Source organism: Mycobacterium sp. 852002-51613_SCH5001154 (assembly GCF_001667425.1).
Lineage (GTDB): Bacteria > Actinomycetota > Actinomycetes > Mycobacteriales > Mycobacteriaceae > Mycobacterium.
In genome coordinates this window covers 26,499-41,002 of the sequence record NZ_LZII01000069.1, presented here as the reverse complement: position 1 = coordinate 41,002, position 14,504 = coordinate 26,499, and the positions used below count along the sequence as shown (strand labels likewise).

Genomic DNA, 14,504 nt, shown 5'->3' with positions numbered 1-14,504 from the left:
GTTCTAGCGGCCCGCGTTGCGGATCTACTGAGATGCGGAGTCAGCCGGTTTGAGCGACGCGGATGAGCGGACCGGCGCGGGCCACCAGCCGGGTGATACCGACGAACCGTTCGCCGTCGATGATCGGTGAGAGCGGCTCCCCGTCGGCCTCGATGATCATTTCGTGGCCATTGACGTCGCGCACTCCGCGACCCCGGAGCGTGCCATTGGTGAGCGCCGCGGGCAGTTGCGCGACGATGCGCGAGGGCCGCACCTCGCCGGCCTGGAAGTGCAACGCGCCGGGCTTCTCGGCCTTCGGGAAAAGCCGGAACGGCCCGCCGATCCGCAGGTCGATGGCGCCGGCGTGCAGCACGCGGTGCATCCGTGTCGGAACCTCCTCACCGTCGATGACGACCCGGGCGCGCGTCGGGGCGAACAGCACGGACGCGTAATTGGAGTCCTGCGAACGGCCGACTTTCGTACCGAGGTAGTCGCGGAACGAGCGACCGATCACTCGAACGACTTCGCCTCGGCCATGATCGGGTTTCCCGTAATACATGTCGTAGAACCGATTTCCGACACCCCCGGCGGCCAGTCCGAAGCACAGACGATGGAACGCGGCGCCCTCGGCGGTTTCACCGTCGAGTTGCAAGGTGTCAAGGGGCATCTCGGGCGGGGGCCGATCCGCCTTGGCGGCGGCCGCCAGCGCGCGGATGATGGCATCGGGCCGGCCGCGCACGTGTGCCTTGCGGGCGACGGCGTTGACGCTGCCCCCGTTGGTGGGCACGAATGTCGGCCAGCGCTCCGGGTCGCTCTCGCAACGCTCGATCTCGTTGATCAGCCAGTGCAGTGCGCCGTCGCCGCCGTCCCCGACGAGGTGCGTGACCCGCGGATGGAGCTGGTCCAGGGTCTTGCCGAGGTCCTCGATCGAGGCGGTTTCGTGCACCTCGCCGAACGGACCGACGATGCGGCGCAACTCGGCGACGCGGTCGCCCCGCCCGCGGCGATTCCTGCGCGCGAGCGGATTGACGATGACCCCTAGGTACATCAGCGCCGTCCAGGTGAGGTTCCGCCGGCCATCCCACGCACGATACCTGCGGCGGCTTGGCGGGTGAGATCACGTAGTTAGGGTGGGCTGCATGCCTGGTTGGACCGCTGCAGACCTGCCTTCGTTCGCCGGACGCACCGTCGTGATCACCGGGGCCAACGCCGGTCTCGGCGAGGTCACCGCGCGGGAGCTGGCGCGGGCGGGGGCCCGCGTCGTTCTGGCGGTGCGGGACACGGAGAAGGGCAAGGCCGCCGCCGAGCGGATGGCCAGCGACGTCGAGGTGCGCCAACTCGACCTGCAGGACCTGGGCTCGGTGCGGCGCTTCGCCGACGAGATGGCCGCGCTGGACGTGCTGGTCAACAACGCCGGCATCATGGCCACCAAACATGCGGTGACCGTCGACGGCTTCGAGGGCCAGATCGGCACCAACCACCTCGGCCACTTCGCGTTGACCAACCTGCTGCTGCCCAAGCTGATCGACCGGGTGGTGACGGTGTCCTCACTGATGCACCACTTCGGCTACATCAGCCTCAAAGACCTGAACTTCCAGTCTCGCCCGTATTCGGCGTGGCTGGCCTACAGCCAGTCAAAGCTCGCCAACCTGCTGTTCACCAGCGAGCTGCAGCGACGTCTGGACACCGCCGGTTCTTCTCTGCGCGCGCTGGCCGCCCACCCCGGCTGGTCGCATACGAACCTGCAAGGCAACTCCGGCCGAAAGCTGGGCGACGCGGCGGTGTTGGCGGTCGACCGCATTGTGTCCACCGATGCCGACTTCGGCGCCCGCCAGACCCTGTACGCGGTGTCGCAGGATCTGCCGGGCGACACCTTCGTCGGCCCGCGCTTCGGCCTGTACGGGCGCACCCAGCCGACGTGGCGTAACTGGCCGGCCAAGCGAGCCGGCACCGCCGTGGCGCTGTGGGACCTGTCCGAAGAGCTCACGGGTACCGCGTTCCCGCTCTGAACCGCGCTCGGCGGGCGGTTTGCCGGGGCCCGGCTAGATTAGTGGCATGTCGAGGGCTGATATGGCGGCGATTCTCGCCCTGTGCGCCGCGCTGGCGTCGGCGATCGGCAACGTCGTCCGTCAGCGATCCGCCCAGGAGGTCACCGACAAACCCGTTGGCCACCTGGCGCTCTTCGGCATGCTGTTGCGCGATACGCGGTGGTGGATGGGCGGTCTCGGAGACATCGCCAGTTACATCTTGCTGGCTGCGGCCCTGGACAAGGGCTCGGTGCTGTTGGTGATGTCGCTGCAGGTGACCGCGCTGCTGTTCGCACTACCGATCTACGCGCGGATGAGCCGCCATCCGGTCACCCGCGCGGAGTGGGTGTGGGCGGTGTTGCTGACCGCGGCGTTGGTGGTTGTCATCGCGGTCGGCGATCCGACCGGCGGCCAGCAGCGCGCGGCGGCACACGTGTGGCTGATCGTGGCCCTCGCGATGGCCCCACCGCTGCTGTTGGCGATGCTGGGCGCGCGCATCTGGTCGGATCGCCCGCTGGCCGCGGTATCGCTCGCGGCGGTCGCCGGCTCGTTGCTGGCGGTGTTCGCGGTGCTGATGAAGGGCGTCGTCGACATCCTCGAACACAACCCCGAACAGTTGTGGAGCAGACCCGAGGTCTACGGCTGGGTGTTCTGCGGCGCGGCCGGGATGGTGATCCACCAATCGGCATACCGCGCAGGGGCTTTGACGGCCTCACTGCCGACGATCATCGCCGCCAAGCCCATTGTCGGCGCGGTCCTCGGGATCACCGTGCTCGGCGAGACGTTGGACGCCCAGGGCTTCGATTGGGTCGTGCTGGCGGTGGCGGCGGTGCTGGTGATCGTCGCGACGGTGGGGCTGGCTCGCGGCGAGGCCGCGACCGTGTCGGCCGGCGCCGGCCGCGACGTGCGGACCGCCGACGAGCCGAAACCGCCGTCGCCGCAACGCCTGAGCGGGTAAGCCCTTCAGTCTGTTTGCGCGATGCTCGACTGCCTTCATCACAAGTGCCACACTGAGTTAGTGGGCTAGTGGTCAGGAGGAAGAACCGATGAGGAGGGCAATCGGGGCGTCCGTGGCGGCGCTGATAGCGCTGGCACCCCTCTGCATTCCACCGGCACAAGCGCGCGCCGACGACCCCTGTGCCGGCATCACCGATCCCACGGCCTACCAGGCTTGCACCGACAGCTCCTCGACCGATGACCCCATGCACGGGCCCCGAATGGGCAATTGCCAGGCCAGCCCCGACTACGGACAACTGGGGCAAGTTTGTCGCAATGCCTGGATTCGAAAGTCTCCGCCGCACACCGCAGCGCGTGGCTCAGCGGAGAGGATCACAGCCGGGGGCGCCCCCGGTGCGTTGAGAACGCTGTAACGGGAAGGGCGCTGACGAACGGGGGGGAGATGCGTTCAACACTGAGGCCTTTTCGTGTGCCAGGGACCGCGCCTCTTGCCGTCAACTGTCACATCCCAGGCAGGAGTTTTCGGCCAATCACGACTCGGGCGGCCTGCCCCCGCGCGGGCATCCAATACGCGCTTCGTGGGGAGGTCCGAAGTCGGAATCAGAGCGCACTGCCCCGGCTTTCCGCGCGAGTGGCGAATCGAGAGGCGCGGCGAGCTGACCAAATGGATCTCACGATTCCCGGAGTGAGCAACCCCGCGGGCGCATACGCTGTCAATCGACGAATCGGGCCACGTACCGGACAGGAACGTCACCGAAAGGGACAACGCGTGGGGAGTGAGAATCGGTCCCTCGGCGGACGCTTGGCCGCGCAGGCCCGCATGCGCGGCTTCAGGATTATCGACTCCAAGCTCTGACGGGGGGTCGGCGATGGACTTCTGGGCTCCTCCCGAGATCACATCGGCACTGATTCATTCAGGGCCGGGGCCCGGATCATGGCTCACCGCCGCCGACGCCTGGCGCCAGCTGGCAATCGAGCTGGGACAGACCGCCGCCGGCTACGCCTCCGTCGTGGCGGAGATTCCCTGGCAGGGGCCGTCAGCGACGGCGATGACCGCATCCACCCTGCCCTACGTCGCCTGGCTGCAAACCACCTCGCTCCAGGCCGCTCATATGTCGATGGCGGCTGACACGATGGCCAGCTCGTTCGCCGCCACCCAGGCGGCTGTGGTGCATCCCAGCGTGGTCGCCGCCAACCGCGCGCAGCTGGCCCATCTGATCGCGACCAACGTTTTCGGCATCAACTTTCCCGCCATCGCTGCAAACGAGGCCCAGTACCTGCAGATGTGGGCGGGTAACACGACCGCCATGCTCGGCTATCAGGCCAGCAGCCTCCAGACCATGGCGATGCCGACGTTCAACCCGCCGTCCCCGATGACCGCTCCGACCGCCAGTACCGTTCAAACGGCTGCAGTGAGCAGGGCGGCAGCGGCCGCGCCGGTGGTAGGCGCCCCGCTAGCCCCGGCAGCAGTCGACCCGACGCAATTCTTCGCCAATCCGTTCGTTCAGACCGTCAACGGTTATCTGCAAAACCTGGTCAGCAGCGGTATCGGCAACCCCCAGTCCTTCATAGGCTTGATTACGAGCGGCCACGATTACTTCCCCGGTCAGTTCCCAGACGTCCTGTCCGCGACGCCCCGCAACCTGGCCATCGCCTACAACATCACCGGTCCCGAGGCTGTGGGCGGGGCCCCCAATATCTATGCCCCGCCAGCCGCTACGGCCAGTACGGCCGGCGCAATCGAGAGTTCCGCCACCGCTTCTCTGGGCAAGGGCATGTACGTTGGCAATCTCGTGGTCCCGCCTTCGGCGGTCACCTCTCCGATCCAGCTGTCCGCCGCACAGGGCCCATTGATGGCAACGACGGCCGAGGGCGCGCCTCTCACCCCGATGTTCATCCCACCGATGCCGCCGGGGGCGCGTAAAGCCCAGCGGGACAAGCCCGACGAGAAGGGCTACGGACCGCCCATCTTCGGCCACATCATGCGCCGACCCCCGTCAGGCGGATGAGACAAAGGCGCACCACGCCGGGTTCGCCCGTGCACATGTGTCGTCCTATCCCGCCCAAATACGTTGTGCTGCAATGCATTCAATTGAGCCAAGCAAGGTTCGAGGACAGCGGTTAGGCGTGTCAACAATGTGCCTATCCATGCAGTTCTCGTCGCCTGATTGATCAACTAATTTGCTGGATGGGTTGTAGGCGCCTACCACGTGTCGCTCGAGTCGCCGTCCACCCCGATCTATCCGATAATCAGTGGCCATCGGGGGTCGGGAAAGGACGAACCAATGAGAACGGTGGTAATAGGCGTGGCGGCGGCAACAGCCGTAGCATTGGGGCTCATCTGCATTCCAGCAGCACCGGCACGAGCCGACAATCCCTGTGCCGGCATCTCCGGTGCCGCCGCCCGTCAGGCTTGCATCGACAACCTCCCGCACGATAACCCCGTGCGCAGATACCAACTAGGCGATTGCGAGGGCGCGAGCCCCATTGACGGGCAGCTGGGCCAAATCTGTGGGTGATTTCTGGGTCCGAAATTCCGCCACCCGGATTTCAGTTCTTCCCGCATAGCCCTGTCCCCCGTTGGGGCGCACCGCCGCCGTCGAGTCGGCAATGTTGTCCGACTAGCGCGCCGGGTGGACGGAGTGCTTGCCCCCGGCGACGCCCACCAGCTAGTGCCTACTCAGCCTGCATCTAAGCCGGCCGTAGGCGGGACAAACTAGTTCTCTCACGAACGTTGGTGGCAGGTACAGGATTCGAACCTGTGAAGCTTTCGCGACGGATTTACAGTCCGCTCCCATTGGCCGCTCGGGCAACCTGCCGCCAGACAGGTTACAACGAGGGGGTAGACAAAGCACAAACGGCCATCACCGGATGAAGGGACGGATCGAATGGCGGACTCATCGTTCGACATTGTCAGCAAAGTCGAGCGCCAAGAGGTCGACAACGCACTCAACCAGGCAGCCAAGGAGCTGGCCACCCGCTTCGACTTCCGCGGCACCGACACCACCATCGCGTGGAAGGGCGACGAGGCTATCGAGCTGACGTCGTCCACCGAGGAACGCGTCAAGGCGGCCGTCGACGTCTTCAAGGAGAAGCTGATCCGCCGCGACATCTCGATGAAGGCCTTCGACGCCGGCGAACCGCAGGCGTCGGGAAAGACTTACAAGGTCAGCGGCACCCTCAAGCAGGGCATCGACAGCGAGCACGCCAAAAAGATCACCAAGTTGATCCGCGACGACGGGCCCAAGGGCGTCAAGACGCAGATCCAGGGCGACGAGATCCGGGTCAGCAGCAAAAAGCGCGACGACCTGCAAGCCGTCATCTCGATGCTCAAGCAGGCCGACCTCGACGTCGCGCTGCAGTTCGTCAACTACCGGTAGCTCCCGTGCGTTCGGTTCGTGCAGTAGAATGAACTGCACGAACCGAACGTTGGAGCGATCCCCATGACCACCGTCGCCGAGCTGGCCACCGCGCACGAGCGCCTCCGCGAAAGCGCGCGCGCGGTGGGCGTCGCGCTGTCGTCGGTCGCCGTCTATACCGAACCCGCGGTGGCGCGGGCGGTGCAGGCCGAGCAGAACCTGTACGGCCGCATCGAGGCCGAGTTCGGGATGCTGAGCAGCACCGACGCCGGTAAGCGGATGGGCTCGCGGTCGAGCGCACCGCGCAACCTGGCCACCACCGCCCACCGCAACAAGGCGCTGGTAGCCGTGCGGCGCGGCAATTACCTCGCGTACCCCGGGTTCCAGTTCGGCCCGGACGGGAAACCGCTGGCGGTCATCGCCCGGCTGCGCGAGATCGCGGAGGACAACGGCTTCTCGGAGGCCGGGCTGGTGCAGTGGCTGTGCTCGCCCACCACCTACCTGGACGGGAAGCGGCCCGTGGACCGCCTCGCCACCGATCCGGATCGCGTCGTTGCGGTCGCTGCGGAGGCCCTGGCCGTCTCGTGGTGAGGCGACCCCCGGACCCGTTCGACCCGGCCACGGCCACCCTGCCGGCGGGACACCCGCTCTACCGCGTGCTGTCGGCGACGCGCACCGCCACCGACTTCAACCCCGGCATCGGCGCGCGCACCCGCTTCGGTTTCTTCGGCGACCCGGTCGTGCCGATCATGTACGCGGCCGACACCGAGGACGCGGCCATCGCCGAGACGCTGCTGCACGACATTCCCGTCGAGGGCGGCCTGCTCCCCTACGACCAATACGCGGACAAAGTGCTCGTCCGGCTGGAGGTGACCCGGCCCGTGCGCCTGGGCGTGCTGCACGGCACCGGGCTGCGACGCCTCAAGGTCACCGCCGGCGAGCTCACGGCGAGCCCGGCGTCGAGCTACGACACCACGATGCGCTGGGCCGAAGCCGCGCACAGTGCCGGGCTGGACGGGCTGGTGTGGATGTCGCGGCAATGCAACGACACCAAGGCCTACGTCTTCTTCGGCGACAGGTGCGGGAACGCCTTCGCTCAGGACCCGTCCCACGCGCGCATCTTCGCCAGCCCCGCCGACCAGATCTGGCTGATCGACCGGTGCGCGCCGCTGCACGTCGACGTGCTGATGGAGCCGTTATGACGATCACTGGCCCGGCCAACCGCTGGGTGCCTACTCTAGTGACCAGTCCCACAAAGTGAGTGAGGTTCACGATGACCGTGACTCCCCAGGAAGCCGACGGCCAGACACCGACCGAGGCCGACTACTCCGACGTCATCATCGTCGGCGCCGGCATCTCCGGCATCGACGCGGCTTACCGAATCAGCGAGCGCAACCCCCAGCTGACCTACACCATCCTGGAGCGGCGCGCACAGATCGGCGGCACGTGGGACCTGTTCCGCTACCCCGGGGTGCGCTCGGACAGCAGCATTTTCACGCTCTCCTTCCCCTTCGAGCCATGGACGCGAAGAGAAGGCGTGGCCGACGGTGTTCACATCCGCGAGTACCTGGCCGCCACCGCGCACAAGTACGGCATCGATCGACACATTCGGTTCAACAGTTACGTCCGCTCGGCCGACTGGGATTCGTCCACCGACACCTGGACGGTCACCGTCGAGCAGGACGGCGCGCGGAAGCTGTACCGCGGCCGATTTCTGTTCTTCGGCAGCGGCTACTACAACTACGACGAGGGGTACACCCCTGAGTTCCCCGCCATCGAAACCTTCGGCGGCGTCGTGGTGCATCCCCAGCACTGGCCGGAAGACCTGGACTACACCGGCAAGAAGGTTGTGGTGATCGGCAGCGGGGCCACCGCTGTCACGCTGCTGCCCTCGCTGTCGGACCGGGCCGCCAAAGTGACCATGCTGCAACGCTCACCCACCTATCTCATCTCGGCGTCGAAGTACGGCACGGTCGCCGCCGTCGCGCGGAAAGTGTTGCCCCGCGGGCTGGCCCATCTCGTGGTCCGGATGTACAGCGCACTCACCGAAGCGGTGTTCTTCGCCCTGTCGCGCAAGGCGCCCGGGCTGGTGCGATGGCTGCTGCGCCGCAAGGCGATCAGCAGCCTGCCCGCCGGCTATGACGTCGACACCCACTTCAAGCCGCGCTACAACCCGTGGGACCAACGGATGTGCCTGATCCCCGACGCCGACCTGTACAACGCCATCGCCACCGGCCGCGCCGACGTGGTCACCGATCACATCGACCATTTCGACGCGACCGGCATCGCGCTGAAATCCGGCGGGCACCTCGACGCCGACATCATCGTCACCGCCACCGGCCTGCAGCTGCAGGCCTTGGGCGGGACCGCGATCAGCCTGGACGGCAACGAGATCAAGACCAACGACCGCTTCGTTTACAAGGCCCACATGCTCGAGGACGTGCCGAACCTGTTCTGGTGCGTCGGCTACACCAACGCATCATGGACGCTGCGCGCCGATATCACCGCCCGGGCCACGGCAAAGTTGCTGGCGCACATGACCTCTCACGGCTACACCCACGCCTACCCGCATCGCGGCAACGAGCCGATGACCGAGAAGCCGTCGTGGGACATCAACGCCGGCTACGTGCTGCGGTCGGTGCACGCGCTGCCGAAATCGGGAACCAAGCGGCCCTGGAACGTGCGGCAGAATTACCTCGCCGACGCCATCGACTACCGCTTCGACCGCATCGAGGAAGCGATGGTCTTCGGCCGGGCATCCGACCGGGCACCCCTGGCCGGGTGAGGCTTGACCGACGCCGACCGAAGTTCGTGAACTGCTACTAAATGCGAGGTGTCGGCAATACGCTGATCGCCATGGCAGCTGAGAAGCGCGAACCCAAAGTCGTTGTCCTTGGTGGCGGTTCCTGGGGAACCACGGTGGCGTCCATCTGTGCGCGCCGCGGCCCGACGCTGCAATGGGTCCGCTCGGAGGAGACCGCAAGCGACATCAACGAGAAGCACCGCAACAGCCGCTATCTCGGCAACGACGTGGTGTTGAGCGACACCCTGCGCGCCACCACCGACTTCGCCGAGGCGGCGAACTCCGCCGACGTCGTGGTGATGGGCGTGCCCTCCCACGGCTTCCGCGGCGTGCTGGCCGAACTGGCCAAGGAACTGCGGCCGTGGGTGCCGGTGGTGTCATTGGTCAAGGGCCTCGAGCAGGGCACCAACATGCGGATGTCGCAGATCATCGAGGAGGTCCTGCCCGGCCATCCCGCGGGCATCCTGGCTGGGCCGAACATCGCGCGCGAGGTCGGCGAGGGCTACGCCGCCGCGGCGGTGCTGGCCATGCCCGACCAGCATCTGGCGACCCGGCTGTCCGGGCTGTTCCGCACCCGGCGTTTCCGGGTGTACACCACCGACGACGTGATCGGCGTCGAGATGGCCGGGGCGCTGAAGAACGTCTACGCGATATCGGTCGGGATGGGCTACTCCCTGGGCATCGGGGAAAACACCCGCGCGCTGGTGATCGCCCGCGCGCTGCGCGAGATGACCAAGCTCGGCGTCGCCCTGGGCGGCAATCCCGAGACCTTCCCCGGCCTGGCCGGCCTGGGCGACCTCATCGTGACCTGCACCAGCCAGCGCAGCCGCAACCGTCACGTCGGCGAACAACTGGGCGCCGGCAAGCCGATCGACGAGATCATCTCCTCGATGAACCAGGTCGCCGAGGGCGTCAAGGCCGCCAGCGTGATCATGGAGTTCGCCAACGAGTTCGGACTGAACATGCCGATCGCCCGCGAAGTCGACGCGGTGATCAACCATGGGTCGAGCGTCGAGGAGGCCTACCGGGGTCTGATCGCCGAGGTACCCGGCCACGAGGTGCACGGTTCGGGGTTCTGAGATGTCCGTCCGATGATGCGGAATTTAAATCTTTGCGTTCCATATGGGGTTGGCTCGTCCGCTTGACCCCGGGTTTGCCAGCAAAATACCGTCACTAACGCAGCCAGGGGTTCCCGGCCATGATCCTGCAGATCCGGCCGGGTTGTAACCGTTTGTGCGCCAAGGTGTTACGCCGACGTAATACAACGCTATATGGGGCGGATATCGGAAGTTCCCCCGCTAACTCCTAACGAGGGACGAGACCGATGCAAAACATCGAACAGCTCGGCAATCAACCTCCCGACCAGGCCAAGGACTCACGCAAAGATCGAGTGCGATCGATCATCCGCCACGACCTTCCTTCGTCACTCGTGGTTTTCCTGGTCGCACTCCCCTTGTCCTTGGGCATCGCGATCGCTTCCAACGCCCCGGTGCTCGCCGGCCTCATCGCCGCGATCGTCGGCGGCATCGTGGTCGGCGCCATCGGCGGATCACCGCTGCAAGTCAGCGGCCCCGCGGCGGGCCTGACCGTCGTCGTCGCCGACCTCGTATCCGACTTCGGTTGGGGTGTAACGTGTTTGATCACCGTCGCCGCGGGCGCCCTGCAGGTACTGTTGGGGCTCAGCCGCGTCGCACGGGCGGCCCTGGCGATCTCACCGGTGGTCGTGCACGCCATGCTGGCCGGCATCGGCATCACGATCGCGCTGCAGCAGGCGCACGTGTTGCTCGGCGGAAAGTCCAAGAGCACGGCCTGGCACAACCTCATCGGCCTGCCGGGCCAGATCATCAGCGCGCACCGGCCCGGGGTGATCCTGGGCGTACTGGTGATCGTCATCCTGGTGGCCTGGCGGTGGGTTCCGGCCAAGGTGCGCCGCATTCCGGGGCCGTTGGTCGCGATCGTGGCCGTGACGGTGATGTCGGTCGTCTTTCCGTTCCACGTGCGGCGGATCGACCTCGAGGGCTCGCCGCTGGACGCATTGCAGCTGCCCGACATTCCGCACGGCAACTGGGGCGCGGTTGCGATCGGGGTGATCACCGTCGCGCTCATCGCCAGCGTCGAGAGCCTGCTGTCGGCCGTGTCGGTCGACCGCATGCACAACGGGCCACGCACCGATTTCGACCGCGAGCTGGTGGGACAAGGCGCCGCCAACATCGTGTCGGGGACCATCGGCGGGCTGCCGGTCACCGGTGTCATCGTCCGCAGCTCCACCAATGTCAACGCGGGTGCCAAATCGCGCGCCTCGGCCTTCATGCATGGCGTATGGATCTTGTTGTTCACCATCCCGTTCGCCGGGCTGGTCGACGAGATCCCCACCGCCGCACTTGCCGGTCTGCTCATCGTCATCGGCATTCAGCTGCTCAAGCCGGCACACATCGAAACCGCGATGAAGCATGGCGATCTCGCCGTGTACGTCGTGACCGCCGTCAGCGTCGTCTTCCTCAATCTGCTGCACGGCGTCCTGATCGGGCTCGCGTTGGCCATCGCGTTGACCGGTTGGCGGGTGATCCGGGCCAAGGTCGACGCCAAGCCCGTCGACGGCGAGTGGCAGGTGCTCATCGAGGGTGCGGCCTGCACGTTCCTGGCGCTCCCGCGGCTGACGCGGGTGCTGGCGTCCATACCCGCCGGATGCGTTGTCACCGTGGAGGTTTCGGTGCACTACCTGGATCACGCTGCGCACCAGGCGATCAGCGACTGGCAGCACCAGCATGAGGCCAACGGCGGCATGGTGCGCATCCGGGGAAGGCTCGAGACGGGCCATTCCGCTCGCAAGGATGCAAGTGAGGCCATCGGACCCGAAAGGCCCGAGGCCGCAGCCTGAGTGGCGTGCTTAATCCCACCCGGAGAGCCCGAAGGTGCTGCTGGGCGCCCTCCCGCTGAGCTTCTGGACGATCCACTGGTTCATCGGCACCCCCTGCTCGATGGCTTCCAGCGCCAGGCGGGCATGCAGCTGCGGCGACGTTCTGACGAGGATTTTCCCGCTGTAGCGTCGTTCGGAAAGCGGTGTGGGGACTTGCTCTCCGGTGGCGCGCAGGCCCTCCACATGCTCCTTCACGGCCTCCACATGCTCCTTCACGGCGGCCACAGCCTGCGGCGCGGTCGGCGCTTCGCGCCTCATGTAGGGGAATTCGATACGCCCAGGTACTCGTCGTAGTCGCGCAACCACTGAGCGCGGTAGGTGTAGCGGTTCACGCCGGATTTGATAGCACGGGTGCTATCAAACCGGGAGTCACTCATCCCCAGGGACGCGCGGCTGTTCGGACCATATGGCTCTCACCGAATTTGATAGCGCGGGCGCTATCAAAAACGGCAGCGCACACATCCTTGCGGAGAGCGCTCATAGTGCGGGCCATATCTAGCCCCGCGCCATCGCCTCCAGGCGCCGGATGCGGTCCTCGATCGGCGGGTGCGTCGAGAACAGCGACCCGATGCGCTCGCCCGCGCGGAACGGGTTCGCGATCATCAAGTGCGCCTGGCTGGCCAGCTGCGGCTCCGGCGGAAGCGGGGCGACCTGGACACCACCCGAGATCTTGCGCAGCGCAGACGCCAAAGCCAGCGGGTCGCCCGTCAACACCGCGCCCGATTCGTCCGCCTGGTACTCGCGCGAGCGGGACACCGCCAGCCGCACCACGGTGGCGGCGATCGGACCCAGCAACGAAACCAGCAGCATCGCAAAGGGATTACCACCCTCCCGGTTTCCGCCGCCGAAGAACATCGCCATGTAGGACAGGGCGGTGATCACCGACGCCATCGCGCCGGCGATGCATGAGATGAGGATGTCGCGGTTGTAGACGTGGGACAGCTCGTGTCCGAGCACCGCGCGCAGTTCACGCTCATTGAGGATGTCCAGAATGCCGGTGGTGCAGCAGACGGCGGCGTTGCGCGGGTTGCGTCCGGTCGCGAACGCGTTGGGCGCGTTGGTGTCGCTGATGTACAGGCGGGGCATCGGCTGGTGCGCGGCCGTGGCCAGCTCGCGCACGATCCGGTACATCACCGGCGCCTGCAGCTCGGAAACCGGTTGCGCGTGCATCGCCCGCAGCGCCAGCTTGTCGCTGTTGAAGTACGTGTAGGCGTTCATGCCGATGGCGAACAGCACCGCCAGCCACATCGCCGTCCGGCCGAACAGCGAGCCGACAAACACGATCAACGTGGACATGCCGACCAACAGGGCGAAGGTCTTCAGCCAATTGGCATGCGGATGCCAGGTCATCGGTGTCCTCCTACGAGAGCCCGTTCATTGCTTGACTGTTGTCAATTGAACGCCCGAGGAGACCTCTGGGGTTCCTGGACGCGCTATCCGTGCCGGCTGATGGTGTATTCGACCAGCGTCTGCAGCGCGTGCCGGCCGGGAACGTCGGGCAAAAGGGCCAGCTCGTCGCGCGCTTGGGCCGCGTATTCCGCCAAGGTGTGCTTCGCCTTGGCCATCCCCGGGGACGCCCGTAACAGCGCCAGCGCCTCGGCCACCGCATCGTCGTCCTCGATGGGCCCGGCCAGCAGCTCACGCAACCGCGCCGCGTCGGGCCCGGGTTCGCGCAGCGCGTAGACCATCGGCAGGGTGTGCACACCCTCGCGGACGTCGGTGCCCGGTAGCTTGCCGGACTCGTGCGAGTCGCTGTCGATGTCGATGATGTCGTCGGAGATCTGGAAGGCCGTGCCCACGATGCCGCCGAGCCGGCTGAGCCGCTCGACCTGCTCGGCCTCAGCGCCCGAGAACATGGCGCCGAACCGGCCCGCCGCGGCGATCAGGCAAGCGGTCTTCTCGTAGACCACCTTCAAGTAGTGCTCGATCGGGTCGGCCCCTTCGGACGGGCCCGTCAGGCCGCGCGTCTCGCGCATCTGCCCCGTCACCAGCTGGGCGAACGTCTCGGCGATCAGGCGCACCGCCTCGGGCCCCAGCCGCGACACCAACCGCGACGCCGTGGCAAACAGGTAGTCCCCGGCCAAGATCGCGACGTTGTTCCCCCAGCGGACGTTCGCGGTGGGGGCACCGCGGCGCACCTCCGCCTCGTCCATCACGTCGTCGTGGTAGAGCGTGGCCAGGTGAACCAGTTCGATGACCGCGCCGGCGATGGTCACCTCGTGCGCGTCGGGGTCCCGCCCGATCTGGGCGGACAGCACCGTGAACAACGGCCGGAATCGCTTGCCGCCGGCCTTGAATAGGTGCGTCAGCGACTCGGTCATCACCTCGTCGGCGCTGCGCAGTTCGGTGTCCATGAGCTGCTCGATCCGCCCGACGCCGCCGCGCACCGTCGCGGCGAACGCGGGGTCACCGAAGTCAACGCCCGCCACCACCGTCGCCGGAGTACTCACTCGACCAACATA

At 66.7% G+C, this 14,504-nt stretch carries 12 protein-coding genes, 1 tRNA gene and 1 pseudogene; 9 read left to right on the top strand and 5 right to left on the bottom strand.

The annotated features are described in order from the left end of the window. Positions 1-40: 40 nt before the first annotated feature. Complete coding sequence (locus tag A5750_RS18915) at positions 41-1,027, bottom strand: diacylglycerol kinase family protein (protein WP_066956589.1); 987 nt, start codon at positions 1,025-1,027, stop codon at positions 41-43. Positions 1,028-1,118: 91 nt separating this feature from the next. Here A5750_RS18915 and A5750_RS18910 point away from each other — a divergent pair, with 91 nt between their 5' ends. The 3 genes from A5750_RS18910 (at position 1,119) to A5750_RS18900 (ending at position 4,972) form a co-directional block, all read left to right on the top strand. Continuing rightward, on the top strand, positions 1,119-1,988 hold the full coding sequence (locus A5750_RS18910) for an oxidoreductase (RefSeq protein WP_067264883.1): 870 nt from the start codon (positions 1,119-1,121) through the stop codon (positions 1,986-1,988). Positions 1,989-2,034: 46 nt separating this feature from the next. Further along, positions 2,035-2,964 (top strand): DMT family transporter, encoded by a 930-nt coding sequence (locus A5750_RS18905; protein WP_066956583.1) that lies wholly within the window; start codon positions 2,035-2,037, stop codon positions 2,962-2,964. A gap of 868 nt (positions 2,965-3,832) precedes the next feature. Then, positions 3,833-4,972, top strand: a complete 1,140-nt coding sequence (locus tag A5750_RS18900) for a PPE family protein (RefSeq protein WP_066956580.1) — start codon at positions 3,833-3,835, stop codon at positions 4,970-4,972. Between the two features lie 726 nt (positions 4,973-5,698). On the opposite strand, the gene A5750_RS18895 is transcribed toward A5750_RS18900, so the two are convergent. Then, a tRNA-Tyr gene (locus tag A5750_RS18895) sits at positions 5,699-5,782 on the bottom strand. A gap of 69 nt (positions 5,783-5,851) precedes the next feature. Here A5750_RS18895 and A5750_RS18890 point away from each other — a divergent pair. The 6 genes from A5750_RS18890 to A5750_RS18865 all read left to right on the top strand — a co-directional run bounded on the left by A5750_RS18890 (position 5,852) and on the right by A5750_RS18865 (position 12,003). After that, the gene (locus A5750_RS18890) at positions 5,852-6,343 is read left to right on the top strand and encodes a YajQ family cyclic di-GMP-binding protein (protein WP_066956577.1); all 492 of its coding nucleotides are present in this window, start codon (positions 5,852-5,854) and stop codon (positions 6,341-6,343) included. 63 nt (positions 6,344-6,406) lie between these two features. Next, a complete protein-coding gene (locus A5750_RS25930) occupies positions 6,407-6,913 on the top strand; it encodes a DUF2384 domain-containing protein (RefSeq protein WP_066956574.1) in 507 nt (168 codons plus the stop codon). After that, positions 6,910-7,524 (top strand): RES family NAD+ phosphorylase, encoded by a 615-nt coding sequence (locus A5750_RS18880; RefSeq protein WP_197505463.1) that lies wholly within the window; start codon positions 6,910-6,912, stop codon positions 7,522-7,524. Before A5750_RS25930 ends, A5750_RS18880 begins: the two co-directional genes overlap by 4 nt. Before the next feature lie 71 nt (positions 7,525-7,595). Further along, on the top strand, positions 7,596-9,107 hold the full coding sequence (locus A5750_RS18875; protein WP_067264876.1) for an NAD(P)/FAD-dependent oxidoreductase: 1,512 nt from the start codon (positions 7,596-7,598) through the stop codon (positions 9,105-9,107). Between the two features lie 71 nt (positions 9,108-9,178). Then, complete coding sequence (locus tag A5750_RS18870) at positions 9,179-10,204, top strand: NAD(P)H-dependent glycerol-3-phosphate dehydrogenase (RefSeq protein WP_156659712.1); 1,026 nt, start codon at positions 9,179-9,181, stop codon at positions 10,202-10,204. Positions 10,205-10,449: 245 nt separating this feature from the next. Continuing rightward, positions 10,450-12,003: a SulP family inorganic anion transporter gene (locus tag A5750_RS18865; RefSeq protein ID WP_067264873.1), complete on the top strand. Its 1,554-nt coding sequence runs from the start codon at positions 10,450-10,452 to the stop codon at positions 12,001-12,003. Between the two features lie 9 nt (positions 12,004-12,012). Here the strand turns inward: A5750_RS18865 and A5750_RS18860 are convergent. The 3 genes and pseudogenes from A5750_RS18860 to grcC1 form a co-directional block, all read right to left on the bottom strand. Further along, positions 12,013-12,374 (bottom strand): annotated as a pseudogene (locus A5750_RS18860) (toxin-antitoxin system HicB family antitoxin). A 163-nt stretch (positions 12,375-12,537) separates the two neighbouring features. Beyond that, a complete protein-coding gene (htpX, locus tag A5750_RS18855) occupies positions 12,538-13,392 on the bottom strand; it encodes a zinc metalloprotease HtpX (RefSeq protein WP_066956560.1) in 855 nt (284 codons plus the stop codon). An 83-nt stretch (positions 13,393-13,475) separates the two neighbouring features. After that, on the bottom strand, positions 13,476-14,492 hold the full coding sequence (gene grcC1 / locus A5750_RS18850) for a nonaprenyl/(2E,6E)-farnesyl/geranylgeranyl diphosphat synthase (RefSeq protein ID WP_066956557.1): 1,017 nt from the start codon (positions 14,490-14,492) through the stop codon (positions 13,476-13,478). Positions 14,493-14,504 lie beyond the last annotated feature (12 nt).